The sequence below is a fragment of the Aurantiacibacter atlanticus genome, assembly GCF_001077815.2.
In the GTDB taxonomy this organism is placed as follows: domain Bacteria; phylum Pseudomonadota; class Alphaproteobacteria; order Sphingomonadales; family Sphingomonadaceae; genus Alteraurantiacibacter; species Alteraurantiacibacter atlanticus.
In genome coordinates this window covers 1,042,982-1,064,521 of the sequence record NZ_CP011310.1, presented here as the reverse complement: position 1 = coordinate 1,064,521, position 21,540 = coordinate 1,042,982, and the positions used below count along the sequence as shown (strand labels likewise).

Genomic DNA, 21,540 nt, shown 5'->3' with positions numbered 1-21,540 from the left:
CATGCACCAGATCACCGGCCCCGCAGCCGAAACCCTTATCCAGCAGCAAATCGCAGCGCACAGTGGCGGTATCGCCCAAGCGCTTGCGCCCTTCCGGGCCCAAAGCAGTGTATATGCTTGGCTCGATACGATCCGCGCGATCGAAGAGTTTATCAATCTGCCGCTCTTCGGCCTTGAGGACGATGCTCTCGAACAGGCTATCGTAACCTTTCGTCTCGACGATCTCGACCCGACCGCGCTGGCGTCGATACGAAGCGCCTTGATTGATCAATTTGGCGAGCGTCTCGCCGAGCGTTTTCTTCTCACTGTAATACAGGCAAGCGCGATCGGTGCAGCCTTTCGTGCCCACGGCCTGTTCGAAGTTGCCTCCGGATTTCAAACCATCGCACACGCGATCGGATATTTTCAATCCCGCCGACGCCATCTCGTCGCGATGCTCTACGCCATGCCGCTAGCCTGTCGCGGCTCGCGAGAGATGGGGCGAATAGATACGCTGAATTTTATTCTGCCTCTGGTCGAACACAGCGGTGCAACGATTACCGGCCTACATCAAAAACAAATGTTGGCTCGAATTTTCCCCGATTTCGCACTTAACGTGAGTGCGAACGGCTTCACAGCCAATTACGAGTACGAGCTGCTCGAAAGCATGTTTCTGGAACCTGAGCGTGCGGGGATTTTGGACGTGCAGCCCGGCATGGATGGCGCGCAAATCATGGCCACCCTGGAGCCGGTCGATCCCCGCCTAATCTTTTCTGCTGCCGAACTACGCAATGATATCCGTTTGATGGAGGCGGCCTATGCCGAATTTGCGCTTATGGAGACTGATTTTGGCCCCATGGCGCATTTCGTCCAAGCGTGCCTGGCCTGCTGTGAGGATGACTATCTGATCAAACTACCGGCCGACCGTCTTACTGAACTCGCCGATGAGGCCGAGCTCCCCGGGGCCTTACGCCGACACTTGGAGCATCACGATGCGGACTACGTTGCGTGCACCAATGCGATCGCGCCGTTCATTAGGTTAGACGGCGCCCATATCTCGACGGTGACCCTTCTCAGCCGATTCCTCTATTATTGGAAAACTGCCTGTCTCAACCGCCAGCGGCGCTTTCAAATCCGGTCGGGCTTTATCTTCGAAGACAATGTGAATGCCGCGCTCGCTAAACAGGGATTTGCGGTTACCGACGTCAAGCGCATCAACCGCAAAGAGTTCGATGTAGTCGCGACGCTAGATCAGGTCATCTACAACGTACAGTGCAAGAACAACCTCATCGATATTAATCGCATTGAGACCGATCCTGTTCGTTTCGCGCGTTACAATTGCAGGCTTGATCGATACTACGGCAAGGCCCTGGCCAAAGAGGAAGCTCGAGAACACCTGCTTAAGGAACGGCTTGGTTTGTCGAAAGTGCGGCACTTCCTCTTGAGCCGCTTTCCTGTCGTGACACTCAATCCGAGAGTGATCCCTTTTCGACGCATAGATGAATTTCGAACGCTGATTGCGGAGGATCCCCCAATCTAACGACCGATGGGAGGTCGTACGGGTGAGGAGCCGGCCTCTACGATGTAATAGCCCCAAAGGATTCGAAAATCAGAGAGGCTGCCCCAGTCAGACGACCTAACCAGCATCTGGCAACAATCGAATGTCAGCTTTCAGGCGGTTGGCGCATTGTCTTCTATGTCCGAAATTGAGGCGCTAAGCGGTCTTTTCGGGGGAAGTACCTGATCATATCCCAAAGTCCATGGAGCGACTGCGCTCCTTGGCGAGTTCCGGTTCGGTAGCTTTGGGGACATTCTTAGCCATCGCCTTACCCGTCCCCGCCTGTGCAGCCGCCTTCAAGCGCTCGGTCACTTCCAACGCCGATGACTTCTCACCCTTGTTTTTCGAGACAGCAGCACCAAGCCGTGCAGCACTGTCGACCACGAGGGTAAGGTGGTCGCGTAGCCGAGTAACTGTCACGAGAAATGTCTTCTGGTTGGCAAGGTTGCGCTCGCGGCTGTCCATCACCGCTATGCCTCGGTCTGAGGTGAGACCCTGCGCCATATGGGCATTAAGAGCGTAGGCTAGGTCGAGACGCTTCAGCATCGGGTCGTCTTTATCGAGCCTTTGTTCGACACCCTTGGAGGTCTCGACAGTGACGCGATCGCCATCGATGTGGACAACACGAGCCTGATCGGCATTGAACAGCCCGCGCCGATGATCATTCCTGGTCCAGCGAATGCGATCACCCTGGTGGACTTCAAGCTCGCGCCGGTCGAACAGTGCTAGATTGTCGTCCTTGCCCGTGCGCCCGATCCGCGACGGCTTGAGCTTGTGCAGCCTGCCTTGCCTGTCCTCAAGCTCGACGATTTCCTTCCGGTCGTCGACCTTGCGCACTGCATATTCGCCGCGCTTGAGACCAAGTGCGCGCTCAAGTTTCGCGACCTCGAGCACCATGCCGGGCTTGTAGGCGGCAAGGTAGCGCAGCTCCTCGCGCGTGAGATTGGCAAGGTCGAGGACCTCGAGTTCAAGCTTTTCCGGGCCGATCTCGCCATTGGCAGCAAGGCCGGTCTGGACGGCCTCGTTGACGGCTGCACGGATCTTGCGGCCCGAAGCATAGATCGCGGTCCGCGTCCGTTCATCTGGCGAGAGCGAAAGCCAGCGCTCAGCAGCAACAATCGCTCCATCCCCTTTGGCTTCGACTGTGTTGCCCTTGAGGTGATTGAGCGCCGTGCGAACCAGCCCCGCCTGCGCAGCCGCCTGTGCCTCGCGCAGGACCGGATCGCGGCCGCGCAAATTGGTGGTCATCCGCGCCTGCGCGATGCCCCCCTGCTGCAGGAGGTCGAACGGCTTGCCTGCATCGACCGCACCCAGTTGCTTGCGGTCTCCCATCAGGACAAGCCGGTGGGCACCGACGCGATTGGCGATGCGAATAAGTTGCTCCTTGTCGGCATTCGAGACCATCGAGGCTTCGTCGAGGATGAGGACACTGCCGCCAAGTTCCTTGCTCGCCTCGCGATCGAGACCGGACCGGACCTCCCCTTCGCTGATCGGTCCCCAGCGCTTGAGGAAACTCGCGAGCGTTTGCGCCTCGATCCCGGTCTCGCGTTCCAACATCTGTACGAGCGTGTTCTGCACCGAAAGGCCAAGCACCTTGTGTCCTTCCTCGCGCAGCACATCGGCGACAGGCTTCAGCACGCTCGACTTCCCCGCACCTGCAACGCCCTGCACGGCCACGGTCCGATCGCGCGAAGTCAGGATAAGCCGCGCAGCGCCTAGCTGGCCTTCGTTCAGTTTGAAGCCCTGATTGACGAGAGCCGATGCCTGGATGCTGGCGTCGGCCTGCCGTTCAGGGAGGATGGGTTCGACTGCACCCTTGCCCTCGTTTGCCCAGGCGAGGATGCGCCCCTCGCGCTCGATTTCCTCGCGGCTTGCCAGCCATCCCTTGTGCTCGCCCTTGCCCCGCAGCAGCTCGCCTGAACGCACCAGTGAGCGCACCGCCTTCTCGACATGCGCGATGGTCGTCGGCAATCCAAAATCGAGCGCTGCCCTGTACAGGTCTTCACGCGCGAACCCCGCCTCGCGCTGCGACAGGTGGCGCACCGCCGATGCCGCGGCCTGAGCCGCCGCAATCTCTTGAGGACCTCGCTTGAGGACATGGTCGGGAACCAGCGGATCACGCTCCTTCCCCTTGATGCGTTCAGCAAAGTCCTTGAGCAGCGCCAGGCCGCGCTCGACCAGATTGGGTGCCTTCGCGTCGGCAGCATCGCGCTCGCTGGCCCTCGTTTTGGCAGTATCGACCAGTCGCGGGAGGTCGAGGCCGATGGCCTGCGCAGCCGCGTGCCATTGCTCACCCAGGACCGCGCGATCCTCGATCGGTTGCTTGGGCGAACGGGTGGCAAGCGCGGCCACCTTGCCTGCTTCCAGCCCCGGACCACGGCGCGCTTCGAGCACTTCCTTGCGCCGCGAAGAGAACGCCATCACCTGTTCGCGCGTTATCCCGCGGGCCTCGAAATTGCCGTGCTTGCCGACCGGTCCGGGTTCGTAACCGAGCTTCTCGACCGCGATCCGGAAGCGCGCCATCGTCATGGAATTGAGCAGGGTGCCGAGCGCAAAGAGCTTGTCGTTCTTGAGAGTGCGCCATTTCCCGTCCTTGCCCTGAGTCACATTGGCGACGACCGCATGGAAGTGCAGGTTGGGCTCCTGGTTGCGGTTGGTGTCATGCTGGAAGAGGCCGATGGCGAGGTTGCCGGTCGCCACGGTCTTGACCTTGCCGCGTTCGACAAGGCGGGTTTCAGCGGCGTTCTTTTCGGCCCATTTGAGCGCCTCGGTCACCGCCTCGCGGTAGGCAGCAACAATCCGCTCGTCCTTGCCTACCAGAGCCAGCAGCGACCAGCTCTTGGGCAGCGAGAAGGTAAGATCGGTCCCTGGCCGGTGCGCCTGGCCGGGATTGCCGACGCTCGTTCGATCGGGGAGTTCACCGCGCAACAAGGCATCGAATTGCATTGTCTCGACGCGCCCTGATAGGCCGAGCGACTTCGCGCCTTCGCCGACCCATTGCCCGGACCGATCGGCATCGGCCCGGGCATAGTAATTGTCGTCAGCAAAGTAGCTGGCGGCAGCAGAGGGCGAACGCACATTGGCGATTGAGAGCATCGCCTAGTCCTCCCACCGGCTCACTGCTGCCACACGTCCACGCATTAGATATCGGGCTCGATATCGCCCACGTCGGGTTCGTCCCGGTCGGGCTTGTCACGGTCCCTGTCATGCGCGGCACCACCAAGCAGACCCTGCTGACGGCGCTCCTGGTCCGCACGATTGCGCCCCTCTCTGCTCGCTTTGTCGCGGTGCGGATCATTATCCTCACCGTTCTTCACGGACCGACCCTTTGCGGTCTCATCGCGCGCCCGATCCTTATCGGCGCCAAGCGGCAGTTCGCTTTGCCGATTGCTTCCCTGGTCGGTGCGCCGCTGCGCCTTGTCGGTGTCTCTCTTTCGACCCGACCTGACATGCTCGTCAGCCAATTGCTTGTCCTGGGCTTCCTCGCGCGAACGGTCTTGTGCGCGCTTACTCCGAGACCTCCGGTTAGTCCGCTTCTCCTGACCGCTATCGAATTGCTGACCGCGGTGCTTCTCGTCACGGCGACGGCGTTCACCGGAATCGTCGCTGTCGCTGCCACGATGCCCGGTATCGTCGTCTTCCGGTTCGTCAGCGACCGGTCGGGGGGCAGTTTTTGCGAGCTTCGGTATCTCGCGGGGGATGAAACCCTCGGCAACGCGGGGCCAGTCCTGCGGCTCGAGCGTGATGGGTGCAGTGGGAAGCCCCTCTGGAAACTTAATGTAACCCTCCAGGCTCTTCAATCCCATGAACTCGTCGGGAAGCAGCAGCGGTGCGATCTCGCGGCGGGCTGTCAGACTCACCGCATCACGGGCACTGTTATGCCCATAGCTCTGGTTCTCTTCGACTTCGCGAACCTCGCGGTGACCGACAGTGTCGGAGCACCAGGTAGCGGTCTCGCGGTCGGCCGTACCGAGCATGAGCTTGGTCTTGGCGAGCGACGACAAGGTCATCGCCATGTTCTCTCCATAGACCTCCTTCAGCTTGGCATAGGCATGCACACCAGTGACGATGGCGCCGCCGTAATTGCGCGCGGTCTGCAGGCCCTTCTCGAGCGAAGGGAGCCGATGGAGGGCGCCAAGCTCGTCGATCAGGAACCACAGTCTGAGGTCAGACGAGGTCCGCCCGGTCATCAGCGTGTTGATCGCCGTATCGAGCCACAGCGTGAGCATCTGCGAGAGGACGGTGAGATCAGCATAGCGCGCCGAGAGGAACAGGATCGATCCCTCCTTGCCCTCGCCCTTGACCCAGTCGCGGATCGAGAAGTGCTTGCCTTCAGTCGGCAGCAATTGCAGCGCCTTGGCGTTCACGTTGAACACGGCGCGCACCGATTCCGCCATCTTGGCAGCCTGTGGATCGGTCATCGGTCCCGCCATTGTGTCCTCGAGTAGCTGGTGTAGGTCGGAAAGATTGGCGTTCATCAGGTCGCTTGCGAGCGCCGCGTTGGTGCCCTTGCCCTTCTCGACGAGCTTGAGGCAGGTCTCGACGAACAGGGTACGTGCTGCGAGCACCCAGAACTGCTCTGCTCCGCCGCCGTCATGGGGTACGAGCGATTCCGCAGCGGCATGGAACTCGGAACTGGTGGTGCAGTCGTTGAACACGCTCCAGGCCGGACAGCGGGCATCAAGCGGGTTCAGGATGACGTCGCGTTCGGGCTCGTAGAAGGTCTCGATGAAGGCCCCTGTGAGGTCGAAAATGACCGCGCGTTCTCCCCTCTGCCTGATCTCGTCGACGAGTTCGAAGAGCGCCACGGTCTTGCCCATGCCCGTGGTGCCGACGAGCATGGCGTGGCCCTGTTCCTGCCGCCACGGGTAGCTGACACCAGCGAGATGCGCGGGCGCATAGAGCCCCGCTTCCTGCAATGCGTTGCGACCAGCGAGCCGCCATTTCCAGCCCAGCTCACGGCCATATTCGAGGGCGCGCTTGCCGCGATTGTGGCGCGCGATGTCGGTCTTGAGTTCGGGCAGCGAGACGAGGCGCGCACCGCGCAGGTGGCGCCTGGCTTTGGACTTCTCACCGAAGTGCTCTGCGACCCACCAGAAGAGTGCCATGAGCGGCACAAGGCACACCGTGGAGAGCACCACCGCCTGCTTCACCGTGGCGAAGAACAGGTCCCATGCTTCGCGCATCGGCGGGAAATCCCGTACCACCGCCATGGGGAAAGCAACCATGTCGCCATCGGGCAGGCGTAGGTTCACGAGCTTGGCCGGATCGAACTCCAAGAACATGTAGCCCGAAGTATAGAGATGCATCCACAGCAGGTAGGCCTGGTAGTCGTCGAGCGCGCTGCTGACCTGCCACCAGCAGGTCCCCAGCACGACCAGTACAGTGATGATCAGCGGCAGCTTGAAGCCGGCTGCAAACATGAAACCGAAGTGCCCCAGCAGCTGGGTGCCGCGCGTGAAGTTGACGATACTATTCTTCATCGCCGGCCTCCTTCGCACGCGTAGGGATGAAGCCGAGCTGGGCCAGGCGGCGGTGATAGGCGGCATGGGTCCGCTTGCGCAGAGTGTCGTCGGGATGGCTCGCCAGCAGCGCATCGAGCGCCGTGGTGAGGAACACCAGCTGGCGTGCCGGATCGCTCCCGCCGGGACGGTCGGCGCTATCGTTGTCGCGGTTCCATGCGGTAACAAGGTGATCACGAATGACCACACTCACGCTGGTATCGCGGGTGTTTGACTGCTCCAGAATCCAGTCCGCAATCAGCGGCGGGACGTAGGTCTGGAGGACCCTGTAACGTTGCATTTTTCCAAGCTCCTTGTGCTCAAGAAGCCTGGTTCGACCTGCGGAAGGCGAGGATCACACTAAATAGGAAAGGCCATGTAGGAAAACGAAAAGTTCCCTATCTATTCCAGTATGTTAGACTAAGGTGATTTGCTGCCAATTTGCGAATCCAAATCGCGATTTGCGGTCAAATCGGTCGATGCACATACCGAATTTGCACTGCAACCGATTGAGAACATTAAAAGAACAATGGCGGCCCCGCTGCGTCCGGTGTGCCTGTCAAGTTCCCAATTGTGTGGACGTCTCCGGTAGCTCGCGAGTTCCGCTCAATAGATTGAATTTACGCCATTATTTCAGGAGCGAGAGCAAGTGGGCCTTGCTGGGACAACGCGAGATTCTGGCCGAAAAATTCTCTGGGCTACAATCTGGCCTTGGTTCGGCGGAAACTGCTGTCCCTGATCGGTACCCTGTCAGCCCCTGCAACTAGGCTTCGTGGACAAAGGGTATCCAGAGTTTGACTGAAGCAAGCGCAACGAAGCCGAGGTAGGATTCCTTGGTCTTGTCGTATCGGGTTGCGATCCTTCGCCAGTTCTTGAGCTTGTTGAACAGCCGCTCGATCTGATTGCGCCACCTGTATTTCGCACGATCGTGCGGGGCGGGATTGCGCCGGTTGGTTTTGGCCGGGATGACAGCTTCGACGCCTGCCGCCTCGATCTCATCGCGGATCGCATCGGCATCGTAGCCCCGGTCTGCCAGGAAAGCCTCGATCCGGTCGGTTATCAAGCGGAACAGCGGAGCAAAGCCCTGCACATCGTGCGCCTGTCCGGGTGTCAGCACGAAGCCGAGCGGTAGCCCTCTGGCGTCGCATCTTGCGTGGAGCTTGGTGGAAAAGCCGCCTCGCGATCGGCCAAGCGCCTCTCTTTGCTGAGTCCCCTTTTTATGCCGACTGCACAATGATGTGCCCGGACAACCGTGCTGTCGATCATGTCGGCGGAAGTGTCCCGGCCCGCCAGCTCGGCCAGTGTCTCGAGCATGGCATCAAACACTCCGGTCGCAACCCATCGTCGATAGCGTCTGAACACGCTGTTCCACTTGCCATACTCGTCGGGAAGATGCCGCCACTGAGCCCCGGTCCGCGCGATCCACATCATGCCCTCGAAGTAGGGCCGGTTATGCTGCGCCGGGCGACAGCCACGACCGCGTTCCGGCGGCAGCAGCGGCTCGATTAATTCCCACTCTTCATCCGTAACGCCAATCCGTTCGCCCAAGACTGCCTCCAAAAGATAGTCTTGAATCAGCGGATGAGTTACGCGTCAAGGATTGCTCTTCGTTCCTGCCGCTCGACAGCGACGTCTACATCTCCGTGTTCGATATTGTCGTCTGGATATCTTGCGGTTTCGGAATGTCGGAACCCGGGGTCTTATAAACGGTCAACTCGCCGTTTTCCCAAAGGCCGACCTCGACAGCCTTGGCTGACGGATCGACGAGCAGATAGAATGCGTCGCTACCCCCCTCATTATCCTTGTTGCCCGACGTGAAGAAAACTTCGCCATCGCGTTGCAAGGGGGCGGCTGTGTCGCTGTTCTGCATCAGCACGTTCAGCTTGTCTCCCAGAAGGTTCCTGAGTTGCGGCGCTATCGGGCTTTCGTCGTAAAATTTGCTATCCACGGGATGTTGACCGACATATTCGCTGAGTGATGACCAATCGCCATTGCTCTCGCCCGCAGCCGGTGCCGACCGATTCTGAGCTTGTTCCGCGCCATTTGAAGATGCCGTTTGATCGGTTGACTGCCCGCATGCTGCCAGCGCCGCCGAAAAAGCTATCAGCAAATATGCTCCACGCACTCGATTGTCTCCACAGAAATTAATTGTTCAATTCCCTCACTTACCAACAGATGGCTGGTATGCAACCTTTGTCCACGAAACCTAGTTCGAAATGAACGACAGAGCGCCCTTACGGACAGTGCTGCACTGGCTCTCAGACGTCGGACTCCAATGATCATCAGGGCAGGATTGCTCACGATGTAAGTATTGTGATGGGGACCAGATAGCCATGGCGCAGTCAGATGTTCAATGCGGTTTCACATGCCCCGTACCGTCGAGATTTCATTCCCCAGCTTGGCCAACTGTCGGCAATTGCGAACAAGAAAAAAGGCAGGAACCGTTGCCGGTCCCTGCCCCGTCAGTGCGGTCAGAACTCGTCTGACATCGCCCCGTGGATAGTGTGCACCACGCGCGCTGCAAGGTGCGACGGAAGTGCGTTGTAGTCGCCCTCGTCCAGGGCAAAGTACCCAAGGCGTTTGTCCTCGACAATATGCTGATCGAAGAAGCTGTGCAGTGCTCGACGCTCTGCCACAGCCAGCGCGGCAAAGTAGCGATCCGAAGTCGAAGTGCGTTGGAATTGCGTAGCCATGATATCCTCCTGATGTCTGCCGTTGACGGCAGGAGCAGGACGGATGGGCGTGCGACCGGCGGGTCAGGGATCGCCCTGAAGGGCGACCGCGAAGCGGCGGTAGGGGAAACGATTTTGTCGAACCGTAGCGCAGCGAAGGGGAGGCAAAATGGTGGGTCCCTGCCGTCCTTGACGCGCCGGTTGTACGGCCATCAGAATGGGACAACCGTGAGCCAGGCCCCTCCCCCGCCAGAGAGTTTGAACAACGCAAGAAGGGGCCCCGTTCGGTTGCAACGGGCCCCCTTCAGAGGATCGATTGACGAGAGAGATCAGTCGATCTCGGGAGCGTCGGTGTTGTCGTTGTCGTCACCCGAGCCATTGCCGCGGGAGAGGAAGTCGACCTTGTCGGCGAGGATCTCGGTACCGTAGCGGGTGACCCCGTCCTTGTCCTCCCACTGAGTGTAGTGGATGCGGCCCTGGACCGAAACCAGCTGGCCCTTGGAGCAGTACTGGCCGACGGTCTTCGCAAGGCCGTTGAAGCAGGTCACCCGGTGGAACTCGCTTTCCTTGGCGGTGTAGCCGTTCTCGTCCTTGTAGGTCTTGCCATCCTTGTCGCGCGCAGGGCGATCAGTGACGACGGTGATCCCGGTGACATTGGTGCCGCCCTTGGTCTCGCGGATATCGGGATCGCGGGCGATGCGGCCGGTGAGGATTGCGATATTGGTCATGATGAAAGTTCCTTCAGTTCCTCAAACCGGAGACCATCTCCGGCTTGCGAACATCTGAAAGAAGCAGGTCATGGGAGGACTGCACCGCAGGCCTGTAAGGCCGAAGGGGAACCTGTTCATGACGGGTGGGGCGGGCAGGCAGCGCAGCTGCCAACACAGCCGGAAAGGAACGGGTTGCCGTCCTCAGCTGACCTGGTTCAGGACTGTTCGCGAACAAAGCCGGATGGGTATCTGGTGCGCGTCTGAAGGTGCCAAGACCCTGCTGCAATCAGCCTGCCCCATCGCCCTCCGTTGCCGCCAGGAGATCCATGAAGTTGCGGGCAGCTTCCCGATCTTCCTCGTTCTCGAACGCCACATCGAGATCGGGGGCTGACTCGGAAATGAGAAGGCCGGGACTACCCTGTCAGCCAATTGAGGGAGGACGAGAATGACTGCCTTAGAGGACAATCCGGTCAGGCTGCTTTCTGGAATGCGACCGAGGTAAGCAGACATCCGAGAGCGGATTAGGTTGCGTCAGCTTTGCGCTCTAATTGCCGCCCCTCGGCTCGTCGGAGGCAATCCTAGGAGCGGGCATGAACTCAGGCGGGGCACGCCGCTAACATATCCGCATCATGTGACCGCCGCCTCGGCCGCTGTTGCATCCGCCACAGGCGGCCTAAATGCGAACTGGGTCTCGCATTTGTCATGCGCACACACCGGCTTATTTAGGCCGAACGGCCGCTGATACTTGGTGCGGCCGCACACGCATCCGAATTGCTGCCGGAACGCCTTGAACTCGTCCCACCGCGTCTGCTCGTCCCCAATCGAGCCGTTGCCATATGGGGCGTCCTGAAAGTGGCTTCCGAAATTCTCAATATCGCCTTTGATAAGGCTAGTGATGAAGCGGTTGTTCACGCCCGGCACATCAGCAGGAGTCAGCTTTAGGTCGCCAAGGAAGCCGCCGATCGCCGCGGCCAGCTCGGCGCGCTCGTATGAGTAGGCCTTTTCAAGCTGTCGGATGCGGATATTGACGCCGAACCCGCGGGCGATGCCCAGCAGCCATTCCTCCTCCGCTTGACGCATCTCGTTCGCGGCAGATTCTCCCTTGGCCCAGCGATCGGCGATCATCTCATCGGTGACCTTGTGGTCGGCGAAGCGAGGCCCATACGCCGGATCAAGTCCGATGATGCGGGTGAACTGCCAGTCCTTCGCTGCGAGCTGGTCCTTTAGATGATTGAAGAAACGTTCGTCATGGGTGGCAAGGATGATCTGGCAGTCGGTGAACATCTTCGCGAGCAGCGCACCGATCGCGCGACGATGATCGGCGTCATAGGACGTGACGACATCGTCCAGCGCAATCACCGGTGCGGCACTATTGAACTTCTTGATCGCCGCAAGGCGCAGCGCGAGCGCGACCGAATGGATCTGAGAGTCGCTGAGATAGCCGGCCGGCGCGACGCTTTGACGATTGTCCGCAAAATCGATCACTAGCTGCATACGCTGCTGGTTGGTGTCTTCCTCACCAGGCAGTTCAAGCCGGATCGGCTTGGCGTCGGCGCCTTGGATCTCCTTGTAGATGTCGTTCATCGGCGCCTGAAGCGTATCGAGGAGCGACTGGACCTTCTCCCGGATTTTTCCCGAAACGAGCGTGGCCTGCGCAACGAGCGCGTCGTGCAGCGTGGTCAACTGCTCGGAGGTGCGGGTTGCCAGCGCCACATCCTTTTGGAGATTCAGCAGCCTGTCGATGCTGCCCTTGACCTTGCCCCAAGTATGCTCGCCCTGTTTCGCCTCGATGTCGGCGATTTCATGATCGAGGTCCGCGAGGCGGGTCTCCAACTCAGCGACGATGGCGGCGGAATCGGGCGCGTTAACGGTCGGCCATTCATCAACGCCGGCTTGGTAGGCGAGGAGCGCAGTCTTAAATCCAACGCCATCGTCATCGGACAAATGATCGATCATCGCGGGAAGACGCGCTACGAGCCGACTGTGCGCCTGCCTGGCGGCGGTCTCGGCATTGTCCAGGGCGGTCCTTGCATCGTTGTAGCTTTGCAGATCCTCGAGATGGGTCGTCAGGAGATCGCGGATCGCGGGCACGCTTCCGGCGGCAGTGTCACCGATTGCCGTGGCACAGACCGGGCATGCGTCGGGCGCGGTCGCGTCGTCGGCAAACAGCTTCTCGGCTTCCTTCCAAACAGACCGGAAGACCGTGCCCGCCGCCTTGTCGCGCTCAACGACCTCAGTGGCCTTCGCGTCGGCCAGCGCAGACCGCGCCTTATCGAAAGATTCGATGGCGCCCGAATATTTGGCATCGCCGCCGTCCTCGGGGACGATTTTTTGCCACAGCGCAATGAGCGAATTGCGTATCTGTTTGAGGCCGGCGAGACCGAGCCGCTTTTCCTCCGCATCAACACGATTGCAGACCTCGATATAGCTCTCGTCCTCGGCAGAGAGCGCTGCGAGCGCTAGCTCGGGATCAAGCGGACCGATGACGCTCACGTTGACAAAATTGAGCACGGTCGCGTCATCCCACGCCTGAACAGCCTGTGCGGTCTCCGTTCGTAAGAGACCGGCAAGGCGAACCTGTTCGGTGGTACTCTCGGCAGCAGCCTTCACATCGCGGCGCAAAAGACGGAGGTTTTTCTGCACTTCCACCAGCGGCGAAAGCTGCAGCCAGCTCGCCACTTCGCTGTAGCGATTCTCGGGACTATGCGTTTCGACGAAAGTGCGCAGCGTATAGCCGCGGATGATCGGCGAGACGACGAACCCGGCTTTCATCGCGGTCGCAGCCGGATGGATCGGGCGAAGATTTCCGGTAGCGGTGCGACTGCCCTCGACGGTCGTCTTGCCAGTGATCGTGCTAAATTTGACCATCGGCGCGATGCCAGCCGCCTGCGCGCCATTGTGCTCGAGCGCGGGCGGTCCGGCCTGGTTGTTCAAAGTGCGCTGCCCGAGACGTTCTAGCGTGCCATGTTCGGAGAACAGAAACTCGATTGCGTCGATGACGCTCGATTTGCCGAGGCCGTTGGGCGCGAAGATCGCGAGGCACGGCTTCTTACTGAGGTCGAAGGTCTTGGGCTGAAGATAGGCGCGGAAGCCTTCGAGAGTAAGCGAGTGAAACAGCATCGGATCAGCCATCGGACTGCACCTCGACCGGTGCAGCGCGTTTCGCCGCGAGCGCGACGATCGCGGCCTTGGCATTGGCTATGGCATCAGCATGTGGCGTAACCGTCAGCAGTTGATCGGACAGGATGTCGGCAAGATCGACGTCGACATCGTCCGACGCACTGAGGGTCTCTGAGAGGGTCGAAAGGAACACTTCGGGCGAATCCGCCTGTTCAACCTGTGGCGCGGCCAGTGCCGCAAGCATTTCGGGGGTCGCCGCTTCTTCCGGTGCCCCCGTTTCATCCTGCCCCATCATTCCCCCCTTATTGTCGTCCCTCTTCCAAGAAGGATCGACGGTGACGACCTAGCAATGCCGCCAACATCAGATGGCGGGGGGGCTTAACTGCAGGCGCTGACTATTCCCCCTCACTCAACGTGAAACCAGAGAGCAAAGGCGTCAATGGTCAAAGGTGACTTTAGAACCCATTCCTTGCTTGATTTTGCGAGGTCGGCCGAAGCACGAAAGTCTGATTTCCCACTGCTGGTGCTTGAGCCGGAAAGTCAGCAATCGTGAAGGGTTCCGGGCGCCGGAGGCGTACAGAACCCTTCACGATGACGGACTGGCAGGTTTGCGATGACCAAGGGCTGAAAGGTGCCGATTGGCAGGCGCCTTGCTAATAGACGTTGGGCGCCATCCGGCCGTCCGCCAGATACTGCCATTCGTTTGCCTCAGTCTAGGGACGGGTGATGTCGGCTGACAGATGCGCGGCCGGTTGAAGGACAAGAGGAGATCGAATGGCAGGCAAGTGGCTTGACCCGTGATCCATGGAGATCAGTCTCATGCTTGCCAGTGGAGCGCGAGCGAATGGGCTCCGGCATGAGATGAGGAGCCTATCACTACTTCACAGTGCTGTCCCGCCACCGGACCGATGTCGAAGTCACTTTTCGGCTCACCGGCAGCGTGCAATAGGAGATGCATGCCTGCACCAAAGATAATCAGTGATCTAGTTGAACGCTTCCGCCTTCACAAAGATGCTTACCAAGCCAGCTCCTACAACGAAACTCAGGTCCGTAGGGAGTTCATCGACCCGTTCTTCAAGGCTCTCGGTTGGGACATCGACAACGAGCAGGGCTATGCTGAAGCTTACAAGGATGTGGTGCATGAAGATGCACTCAAGATCGGTGGGAATACCAAGGCGCCCGACTATGCCTTCCGTATTGGAGGCACGCGAAAGTTTTTTCTGGAAGCGAAAAAGCCATCGGTAAACATAAAGCAGGACGTTGGCCCAGCCTTCCAAATTCGCAGGTATGCCTGGAGCGCCAAGCTATCTCTTTCGATTCTCACCGATTTTGAAGAGTTCGCCGTCTACGATTGCCGGGTCAAACCCGAGAAGAATGACAAGGCCAGCATTGCTCGGACGGCGTATTTCACCTTTGAAGATTACATCGACAAGTGGGATGAAATCGCTGAGATTTTCTCACGCGAAGCTGTCTTAAAGGGATCCTTCGATAAATACGCTGCCGACAACCGGCGGAAGCGAGGGACGGCCGAAGTCGATGATGCGTTTCTCGCGGAGATCGAAAACTGGCGGAGTATGCTCGCCAAGAACATAGCCCTTAGAAATCGACAGCTTGACGTAAGGGAACTCAATGCTGCGGTTCAGAGAATTATCGATCGCATTGTGTTCCTTCGGATCGCGGAAGACCGAGGAATAGAGAAGTATGGTCAGCTTCAAAGCATTGCTGACAAAAAGGGCATCTACGAGGGTCTAACTGCCCTGTTTCGCAAGGCGGATGATCGATACAATTCCGGGCTGTTTCACTTCAAAAAGGGAGACGGATCACCTGAAACTCTGGACACGTTCACCCTCGACCTTGAGATAGACGACAAAGTTCTCAAGCCGGTAATCAAGAATCTGTATTACCCAGAGAGTCCGTACGAGTTCTCAGTTCTGCCAGCGGATATTCTTGGGCAGGTCTACGAGCGTTTTCTCGGAAAGGTCATTCGGCTCTCTGGCTCTCGCGCCACCATTGAAGAAAAGCCAGAAGTCAAAAAGGCCGGCGGCGTATATTACACGCCCAGCTACGTGGTGAATCACATTGTTGCCAAGACTCTGGAGCCCTTGCTTGCTGGAAAAACACCGGCTCAGGCGTCTGGTCAGGATGGAAGAGTCAAGAACGCAGCCCCCCTTCGAGTTGTGGATCCCGCGTGTGGGTCAGGTTCGTTTCTGATTGGGGCATACCAGTTCTTACTAGATTGGTATCGCGATGCTTACGTGAGCGAGGGGCCACAAAAACACTTGGGCGGAAAAGACCCGAAACTGTTGGAGGTCGGTGAAGATGACTGGCGCCTAACCATCGCAGAGCGTCGACGTATCCTCTTGGCGCACATTTATGGTGTAGACATCGATCCACAGGCGGTCGAAGTGACCAAACTTTCACTACTTCTAAAGGTGCTCGAAGGCGAGACCGCAGACGCAATGGCTCGTCAAATGGACCTGTTCCGCATTCGGGCACTTCCCGATCTCGGAGAGAACATCAAATGCGGGAACTCCCTAATTGGTCCGGACTTTTACCAGCAGATTTCAAGCGATCTGTTCGGTGAAGAAGACTTATATCGCATCAACAGTTTTGATTGGAAGTCCGAGTTTCCCTTTTTCAAGACTGAAGGCGGTTTCGGCGCTGTAATCGGAAATCCACCATGGGTATCTTTGACGGGGAAGTTCGGGAACGACATTCTTTCAAATGAAGAACAAGAGCACCTCATAAGGAAGTTTGACGGAAATACGTACATGCCGAACATGTATGAATACTTCATTTCCATGGGGCTCACGATAACCAAAGATGGCGGCAGATTTAGCTTCATCGTGCCGGACCGTTTTGGAAAGAACGACCAATTCTTGGGGCTCAGGCAAAAGATTTTGAAGAATGTGGCCCTAGGGGAGGTGCTATATCGTGCGCCATTCCCTGGTGTCACCGCCGATACGCTGATCTTCGGAATCGAGAACAGAAAGCCAAGCTCTCGCGAAAAAACTTTGATCGGGGACTACACCGGGCATAGACGGTCGATTCCTCAGGCGTCTCTCCTGAATGGGGCTAACCGTTTCCGGTTTGAGGATCTTGATGCTCTAGCCTTAGGGAAAGCGTTGGTACGACTGGAGGCGAGCGGGACGGCAAAACCGCTTGGACAGCTTATTCAAACGACTTCTGGGTTCGGTGGGAAATCAACCATGATTACCAATGCCCGTCAGAATGCGAAACAGATTGAGGTACTAAAGGGTGCATCCATATCAAAATTTCGGGTCGGGAACCCACTTTATTTTGATTTCGATAAAAAGAATATAACGGGCCGAACAACTGATAAGGCCAAGTTAGGCTGGAGCCCAAAATTACTGATCCGAAAAACTGGATCTCGTCTCATCGCAGCTTTTGATGAAAGTGGTATCTTCCCTGAGCAGTCTTTGTATTTCACTTTCGGCGACTCGAGCATAAGCGAGCACTATCTTCTTGCACTGCTCAACTCTCGCCTAATTGGCTACATCTTTGCCGAGCGGATGCTGACCAATCAGGACAGCATCGCACAAGTGAAGAAGGTAGACCTTGATGCCCTCCCAATTGTGATGGAAGATCAAATCGGTGATGGTAAAAACCGCGTCGACTTAGTTGCTGAAGCGGCAAGATCGATTTGCTCGTCTTTGGCTGCGCATGATGGTGCGAAAAGCGAACAAGTGAGAGCGGTTCACCGACGCACAATCAAGGCCAGCCTCGAGAGTATCGATCAGCATATATACGACCTCTACGCTTTGACGCCTGAGGAGCGCGCTGAAGTAGATGATTGGGACGGGCATCTAGAACTAAGCTTTTAGGGGACTGGCAGTCGGGATTGTCCCCGTTAGAACATCGAATTGTTTCGCACGCTTGCTGAGGCTTTCCGGCGAGCATCGATGACCACGATTTCCGAAGTCCGTTCACCGCGTGCTTCTGCGTCCTGTTTTAGCTTTTCGATCTTGCGCAACTTTCGACCCATGCCACCAATATCCATGATGACGAAAATCGCTTGGGAGGTGGTCGCTGCCTTTTTGTAGATTTCCAGCTGCGTCTTATAGCCATGCTCCACGCGCCCCTTGGAAAGCTTCATCTCGACAAGGACGCGCCCACGAAAGCCCGTGGAGAATTTGAAGTCTACCGGTCCGCCGCCTGAGTTAGTCTCTGGCGAGATGTCAACGTCGTTCACCGTGCACATGACGTTGGCGATTGCGAAGAAGAGCAGCTGACTAGCCCGTTCGTGCCTATGCGTGCTGCCGTGCCAGAGCAGCTCCCACATGTTGTTGTCTTCGACCAAGCCCTGGAACGTTTCCACGATGGTCATGACCGTTTCGAGGAGCGTCGAAGCATCCTTCGTAGCGGGATTGCTTAGCGCTCCGACATAGGGCGTAGGGTCTTCACTGAGGATTCGGCGGAACTGAAAGTATCCGTCTAGGTCGGCTTTCTCATCATAGCTTTCAGCGGCGACTCCCACGGCTTCGATCAGTTCGCGAAGTAGCGATTCCGACGAAAGCACGGCTCTCCGCAGCGCTGCCTTCTTCTGTGACAGGGTAGCCTTGGCGAGGTTCCCGAACATGCTGTTCACCGCGTCCCGGATTTCCTGAATTTCCATGACTACACGGCTGACATCCGACCAGTCAGCGGCGAGAGGTAAGTCACGAAGAATATCGCGCGGCACCATGATAACGGGCTTGTCGGTCTGGAACGGATTTTCGGGCAGATTGCGGTTGCCGTATTTCTTGCCAAAAGCGCGAACAGGGACTTTGTTAGCTGCGCAGAATTCCTCAGTCACCTGACACAGGACGGGCAAAAGGAAATTCGTTGTCATATCGCTGAGCGTGTCTGGGCCAACCCCGTCCTCAAAGAGAGGCATCAGCGGGATCATGCTTGGGTCTTTTACCCCAAGCGCAATGATCTCTTTGGCCGTTCGAAGGATTCCGTTTCTGAGCTTTGGCGGCCGGGAGCTGCCGCTTGTTCCTGCGCCGCCATAGCCCAGCCCGGTTTCTGACCGTTCTGACAGGTCAAGCGCATTGAACGCGCCACGCCAAGCGACATCGCCCTCATTCTCTGAAATGGATAGCAAGCCGACCACGTTCTGAAAGCCGCTCTCAAGATCCTTCCGTCCCTGCTTCTTCATTTTCGTATTCTGACTCTTCGGGACAAGCAGAGGATCGATGAAGAGCTTCGTGTCACTATTGAGCACGGGATCAAGCAACTTGGCTTTGGCGAGCGCCACGGTGCTCACGCCGAAGTGCTTTGAGAAGAGCACCGGGTTCACGAGGGTTTTTCTGGCTGCCATCTCTCCATCCTTTGCCGGGGCATGGCGGTATAAATCAAACCAAATGGCCACTGGCAAACCCGACGTGATTCAGAAGGATCGGAAGGGCAGCACAGCTTAGCCAGAGGCAACTCTGTCTCCTCTGCGCTCAGGCGAGCATACCGCTAAAAGCGTGTCGGATCCCCGTGGAGTGCTACCTCCGAATGCATAGCGTCTGCAACTCTCGGACTCGAAAGCGAGGAACAACAGCTTTTGGAACCCCGCTGTGGCAACTGGAATGAACGAAACGAGGGCGCCTAGCAGCCCTAGGACCCGATGGCGCGATCGAGGAAGAACTAGCCGAATCTGTCCTTCAGGACGGTCCAACTTGTCTTGTCAGCTACTTGGCAGGTGAAGCGAAATGCTCTCGCCGATCAAAGCTGCAACCTCGAGTAAAACGCCGTCGTCCAAGTGAGCGTAACGAGCAGTAGTAGTGACGTGCCGGTGCCCCAAGAGATTGCCGATCATGGGCAGCGTTTCGGAAGAACGCGCCGCCAGGCTGGCGTAGTTATGCCTCAGGTCATGCAACCTGACATCCTCTAGGCCCGCTTCGGTCCGCAATCTCCGCCAAAACCAATCCAAAGCCGATCTTGGCAGAACGTCGAATGTGAAAACGCGCTGGTCCTTTTCTCCGCGCGGAAATCGATCAAGCACCGCCCTCGCCTCCCGACCAAGCCAGACAATGCGCGGGCCGGTCTTTGAGTCATTAAGTTTCAGCTTTCGCCCCTGCACCTCTCCCCAGGTGAGATTCAGGATTTCGCCTCGCCGACAACCGGTGAGCGCGAGAAGCGAGATCACCGCGACCTCGACGGAGTTTTCAGCACGATTGTCCGCCAACGCGCGACCAAGCCGGGCCATCTCGTCGTGACTCAAAAAGCGCTCGATCTTGCGTCCCCTGTTGCGCTTCACACCGCGAAACGGATTTGAATGCTCAGCCAGGTATCCCCAAGCCTCGGCCTTGCCGAACATGGCTTTGAGAATTTCCATGGCGCGGTTGGCCGCTCCTGGTCCCGCCGAGCGCGTCAGCTCTGCATGCCAGCGCACAGCATCAGCATGGCTTATCTCGTCGATGAACTTGCCCGGAAAAGCATGCTCCAAGTGGGTTCGCCGGTAAATGTTCTGGATTTCGCGCGTTGACGGTTTCCAAGTCGGCGCCGCGACCTCCCAGTATGATTGCAGAAATGCAGGATAGGTCGGCGTCTTGCGCGCGCGCTGCTTCTTGTCGGCAGGGTTCTCGCCAAGCTCGATGCGCAGGATAAGGCGCCGGGCGACATCCTTGGCAATTCGCTCTGTCAGGATGGCGGCGTCGCCAATGGTGATCAGTCGCTGCTTGCCGCCCATCGTGCGCTGCAGGACGTAGCTCTTACGGCCCGATGGATGAATCCGCTCACCAAAGCCGGGAAGCACATAGTCGAATCTCGAGCGGCGCTTGCCAGCCTCGCCCGGTATGACTCGGGCCAGTTCCTCTGCAATGATCTGCTTGAGGTAGTACTGGGTCATGCAGCCATCCCCATGGCACCGGCGAGATTGGAGCAGATGCGATCGGCGCTTTCCGCAATCACTTCATCGGCCAAGTGCGCATATCGTGCAGTCGTTTCCGGAAGAGCGTGGCCAAGGAGCTTGCCGATTGTCGCCAGTGGAATGTGTTGAGCGATGGCAACCGAGGCAAAGCTGTGGCGCAGATCGTGAAGCCGCACGTCGGGCAGCGCAGCCTTGCGCCTGATGCGATCCCAGTACTGACCGAGATTGATCGGAGCCTCGCGACGCATGGCAGGAAAGACCAGCAGCCCATCGGCACGACGTTCCAGTCCATCAAGCACTGCGATGGCTTGCGGATTAAGATAGATCGTCTTCGGGCCAGTCTTGCTGTCTGGCAATTGCAGCCGTGGAGGCTGGACATACCGCCAGCGCAAGGTTGCGATTTCGGAGACCCGAGCGCCAGTGTATACAAGCATGAGCAGCGCCGGAACAACGAACGGATTGCCGCCGTCGTGTTCGGCCAGAACGCGCCCCAGCTTGCGATATTCGTCGGCGGAAAGGTAGCGCTCGGGAAGGTCGCGCTTGAAACGCGAGACACCGCGACACGGGTTGGTGTTCTTAGCCCGGTAACCCAGCTTCTCGGCATACTGCATCATCACCGACATAATGGGGATGGCGCGATTGAAGGTCCCTCCCCGCTCCGCCATGCTATCTCGCCAGCGGTTGATATCTCCGCGTTCAATCATGTCGACAGGCAGCTCACCGAACCTAGGGACGAGCAACTGATCGATGCGCGAACGCGACGATCTCTGCGTCGCTGGCTTCCAATGCGGCGAATAATCCTGCCAGAACTCTTCGACATAATCAGCGAACAGTGGCACTCGCCTCTTCGCGGGCGCGGTGGGAAGGTCGGCAAGCGTAGCCTTGATGAGCAAACTGCGCGCGGCAGCGCGCGCGGCGGGCGCGCTCAGCGCACCTGCCGCCATGCCCGCGCAACCAAGCGTCACCATGCGCTGCACACCTCGCGGGCTGTGCTTGACTATCCATGTAAGATGACCCGACTTCCTTTTACGAAGTCCGAAGCCGGGAAGTTCCGTGTCCCACGTAATACCGATCGGAAGCGACTTGCGACGAGCGATATGACCAGTCAGTTTCAGCCTGAGGGATGGCCTTCGAGGGG

14 protein-coding genes and 1 pseudogene are annotated in these 21,540 nt (G+C 58.3%); 3 read left to right on the top strand and 12 right to left on the bottom strand.

Annotated features, from left to right (window positions below; translation table 11 throughout):
- The first annotated feature begins 1 nt into the window (after position 1).
- Positions 2–1,519: a hypothetical protein gene (locus CP97_RS05175; RefSeq protein ID WP_048885066.1), complete on the top strand. Its 1,518-nt coding sequence runs from the start codon at positions 2–4 to the stop codon at positions 1,517–1,519.
- A gap of 204 nt (positions 1,520–1,723) precedes the next feature.
- Here CP97_RS05175 and mobF read toward each other — a convergent pair whose 3' ends face one another.
- The 7 genes and pseudogenes from mobF to CP97_RS05135 all read right to left on the bottom strand — a co-directional run bounded on the left by mobF (position 1,724) and on the right by CP97_RS05135 (position 10,438).
- Positions 1,724–4,633, bottom strand: coding sequence for a MobF family relaxase (gene mobF / locus CP97_RS05170; protein ID WP_048885065.1), 2,910 nt, complete (start codon positions 4,631–4,633; stop codon positions 1,724–1,726).
- Positions 4,634–4,677: 44 nt separating this feature from the next.
- Positions 4,678–7,020, bottom strand: coding sequence for a type IV secretion system DNA-binding domain-containing protein (locus CP97_RS05165; RefSeq protein ID WP_048885064.1), 2,343 nt, complete (start codon positions 7,018–7,020; stop codon positions 4,678–4,680).
- Positions 7,010–7,339 carry a hypothetical protein gene (locus CP97_RS05160; RefSeq protein WP_048885063.1) on the bottom strand — a complete coding sequence of 110 codons (330 nt, stop codon included), beginning with the start codon at positions 7,337–7,339 and terminating at the stop codon, positions 7,010–7,012. The genes CP97_RS05165 and CP97_RS05160 overlap by 11 nt, the downstream gene beginning before the upstream one ends.
- Positions 7,340–7,801: 462 nt before the next feature.
- Positions 7,802–8,586 (bottom strand): annotated as a pseudogene (locus CP97_RS16085) (IS5 family transposase).
- A gap of 85 nt (positions 8,587–8,671) precedes the next feature.
- Positions 8,672–9,163, bottom strand: a complete 492-nt coding sequence (locus CP97_RS05145) for a hypothetical protein (protein WP_048884358.1) — start codon at positions 9,161–9,163, stop codon at positions 8,672–8,674.
- Between the two features lie 346 nt (positions 9,164–9,509).
- A complete protein-coding gene (locus tag CP97_RS05140; protein ID WP_048885062.1) occupies positions 9,510–9,731 on the bottom strand; it encodes a hypothetical protein in 222 nt (73 codons plus the stop codon).
- A 308-nt stretch (positions 9,732–10,039) separates the two neighbouring features.
- Complete coding sequence (locus CP97_RS05135; protein ID WP_048885061.1) at positions 10,040–10,438, bottom strand: single-stranded DNA-binding protein; 399 nt, start codon at positions 10,436–10,438, stop codon at positions 10,040–10,042.
- 223 nt (positions 10,439–10,661) lie between these two features.
- Between CP97_RS05135 and CP97_RS16285 the strand changes: the two genes are divergently transcribed.
- The gene (locus tag CP97_RS16285) at positions 10,662–10,811 is read left to right on the top strand and encodes a hypothetical protein (RefSeq protein WP_161485440.1); all 150 of its coding nucleotides are present in this window, start codon (positions 10,662–10,664) and stop codon (positions 10,809–10,811) included.
- 236 nt (positions 10,812–11,047) lie between these two features.
- On the opposite strand, the gene CP97_RS05125 is transcribed toward CP97_RS16285, so the two are convergent.
- Both CP97_RS05125 and CP97_RS05120 read right to left on the bottom strand, forming a co-directional pair.
- Entirely contained in the window at positions 11,048–13,552 is a 2,505-nt protein-coding gene (locus CP97_RS05125) for an AAA family ATPase (RefSeq protein ID WP_048885059.1), read from the bottom strand.
- Positions 13,545–13,835, bottom strand: coding sequence for a hypothetical protein (locus tag CP97_RS05120; protein ID WP_048885058.1), 291 nt, complete (start codon positions 13,833–13,835; stop codon positions 13,545–13,547). Before CP97_RS05120 ends, CP97_RS05125 begins: the two co-directional genes overlap by 8 nt.
- Positions 13,836–14,496: 661 nt before the next feature.
- Here CP97_RS05120 and CP97_RS05115 point away from each other — a divergent pair.
- Entirely contained in the window at positions 14,497–17,385 is a 2,889-nt protein-coding gene (locus tag CP97_RS05115; RefSeq protein ID WP_063612363.1) for an Eco57I restriction-modification methylase domain-containing protein, read from the top strand.
- Positions 17,386–17,411: 26 nt separating this feature from the next.
- Here CP97_RS05115 and CP97_RS05110 read toward each other — a convergent pair whose 3' ends face one another.
- The 3 genes from CP97_RS05110 to CP97_RS05100 all read right to left on the bottom strand — a co-directional run bounded on the left by CP97_RS05110 (position 17,412) and on the right by CP97_RS05100 (position 21,370).
- The gene (locus CP97_RS05110; protein WP_048886749.1) at positions 17,412–18,863 is read right to left on the bottom strand and encodes a hypothetical protein; all 1,452 of its coding nucleotides are present in this window, start codon (positions 18,861–18,863) and stop codon (positions 17,412–17,414) included.
- A gap of 354 nt (positions 18,864–19,217) precedes the next feature.
- Positions 19,218–20,381: a site-specific integrase gene (locus tag CP97_RS05105; protein WP_048885057.1), complete on the bottom strand. Its 1,164-nt coding sequence runs from the start codon at positions 20,379–20,381 to the stop codon at positions 19,218–19,220.
- The gene (locus tag CP97_RS05100) at positions 20,378–21,370 is read right to left on the bottom strand and encodes a tyrosine-type recombinase/integrase (RefSeq protein WP_048885056.1); all 993 of its coding nucleotides are present in this window, start codon (positions 21,368–21,370) and stop codon (positions 20,378–20,380) included. The genes CP97_RS05105 and CP97_RS05100 overlap by 4 nt, the downstream gene beginning before the upstream one ends.
- Positions 21,371–21,540: the final 170 nt, after the last annotated feature.

Excerpts from the sequence above, each read along its gene's own strand:
- CP97_RS05175 (WP_048885066.1), top strand. The coding sequence starts at position 2 with ATGCACCAGATCACCGGCCCCGCAGCCGAAACCCTTATCCAGCAGCAA.
- mobF (WP_048885065.1), bottom strand. The coding sequence starts at position 4,633 with ATGCTCTCAATCGCCAATGTGCGTTCGCCCTCTGCTGCCGCCAGCTAC.
- CP97_RS05165 (WP_048885064.1), bottom strand. The coding sequence starts at position 7,020 with ATGAAGAATAGTATCGTCAACTTCACGCGCGGCACCCAGCTGCTGGGG.
- CP97_RS05160 (WP_048885063.1), bottom strand. The coding sequence starts at position 7,339 with ATGCAACGTTACAGGGTCCTCCAGACCTACGTCCCGCCGCTGATTGCG.
- CP97_RS05140 (WP_048885062.1), bottom strand. The coding sequence starts at position 9,731 with ATGGCTACGCAATTCCAACGCACTTCGACTTCGGATCGCTACTTTGCC.
- CP97_RS05135 (WP_048885061.1), bottom strand. The coding sequence starts at position 10,438 with ATGACCAATATCGCAATCCTCACCGGCCGCATCGCCCGCGATCCCGAT.
- CP97_RS16285 (WP_161485440.1), top strand. The coding sequence starts at position 10,662 with ATGGGTATCTGGTGCGCGTCTGAAGGTGCCAAGACCCTGCTGCAATCA.
- CP97_RS05125 (WP_048885059.1), bottom strand. The coding sequence starts at position 13,552 with ATGGCTGATCCGATGCTGTTTCACTCGCTTACTCTCGAAGGCTTCCGC.
- CP97_RS05120 (WP_048885058.1), bottom strand. The coding sequence starts at position 13,835 with ATGATGGGGCAGGATGAAACGGGGGCACCGGAAGAAGCGGCGACCCCC.
- CP97_RS05115 (WP_063612363.1), top strand. The coding sequence starts at position 14,497 with ATGCCTGCACCAAAGATAATCAGTGATCTAGTTGAACGCTTCCGCCTT.
- CP97_RS05110 (WP_048886749.1), bottom strand. The coding sequence starts at position 18,863 with ATGGCAGCCAGAAAAACCCTCGTGAACCCGGTGCTCTTCTCAAAGCAC.
- CP97_RS05105 (WP_048885057.1), bottom strand. The coding sequence starts at position 20,381 with ATGACCCAGTACTACCTCAAGCAGATCATTGCAGAGGAACTGGCCCGA.
- CP97_RS05100 (WP_048885056.1), bottom strand. The coding sequence starts at position 21,370 with ATGGTGACGCTTGGTTGCGCGGGCATGGCGGCAGGTGCGCTGAGCGCG.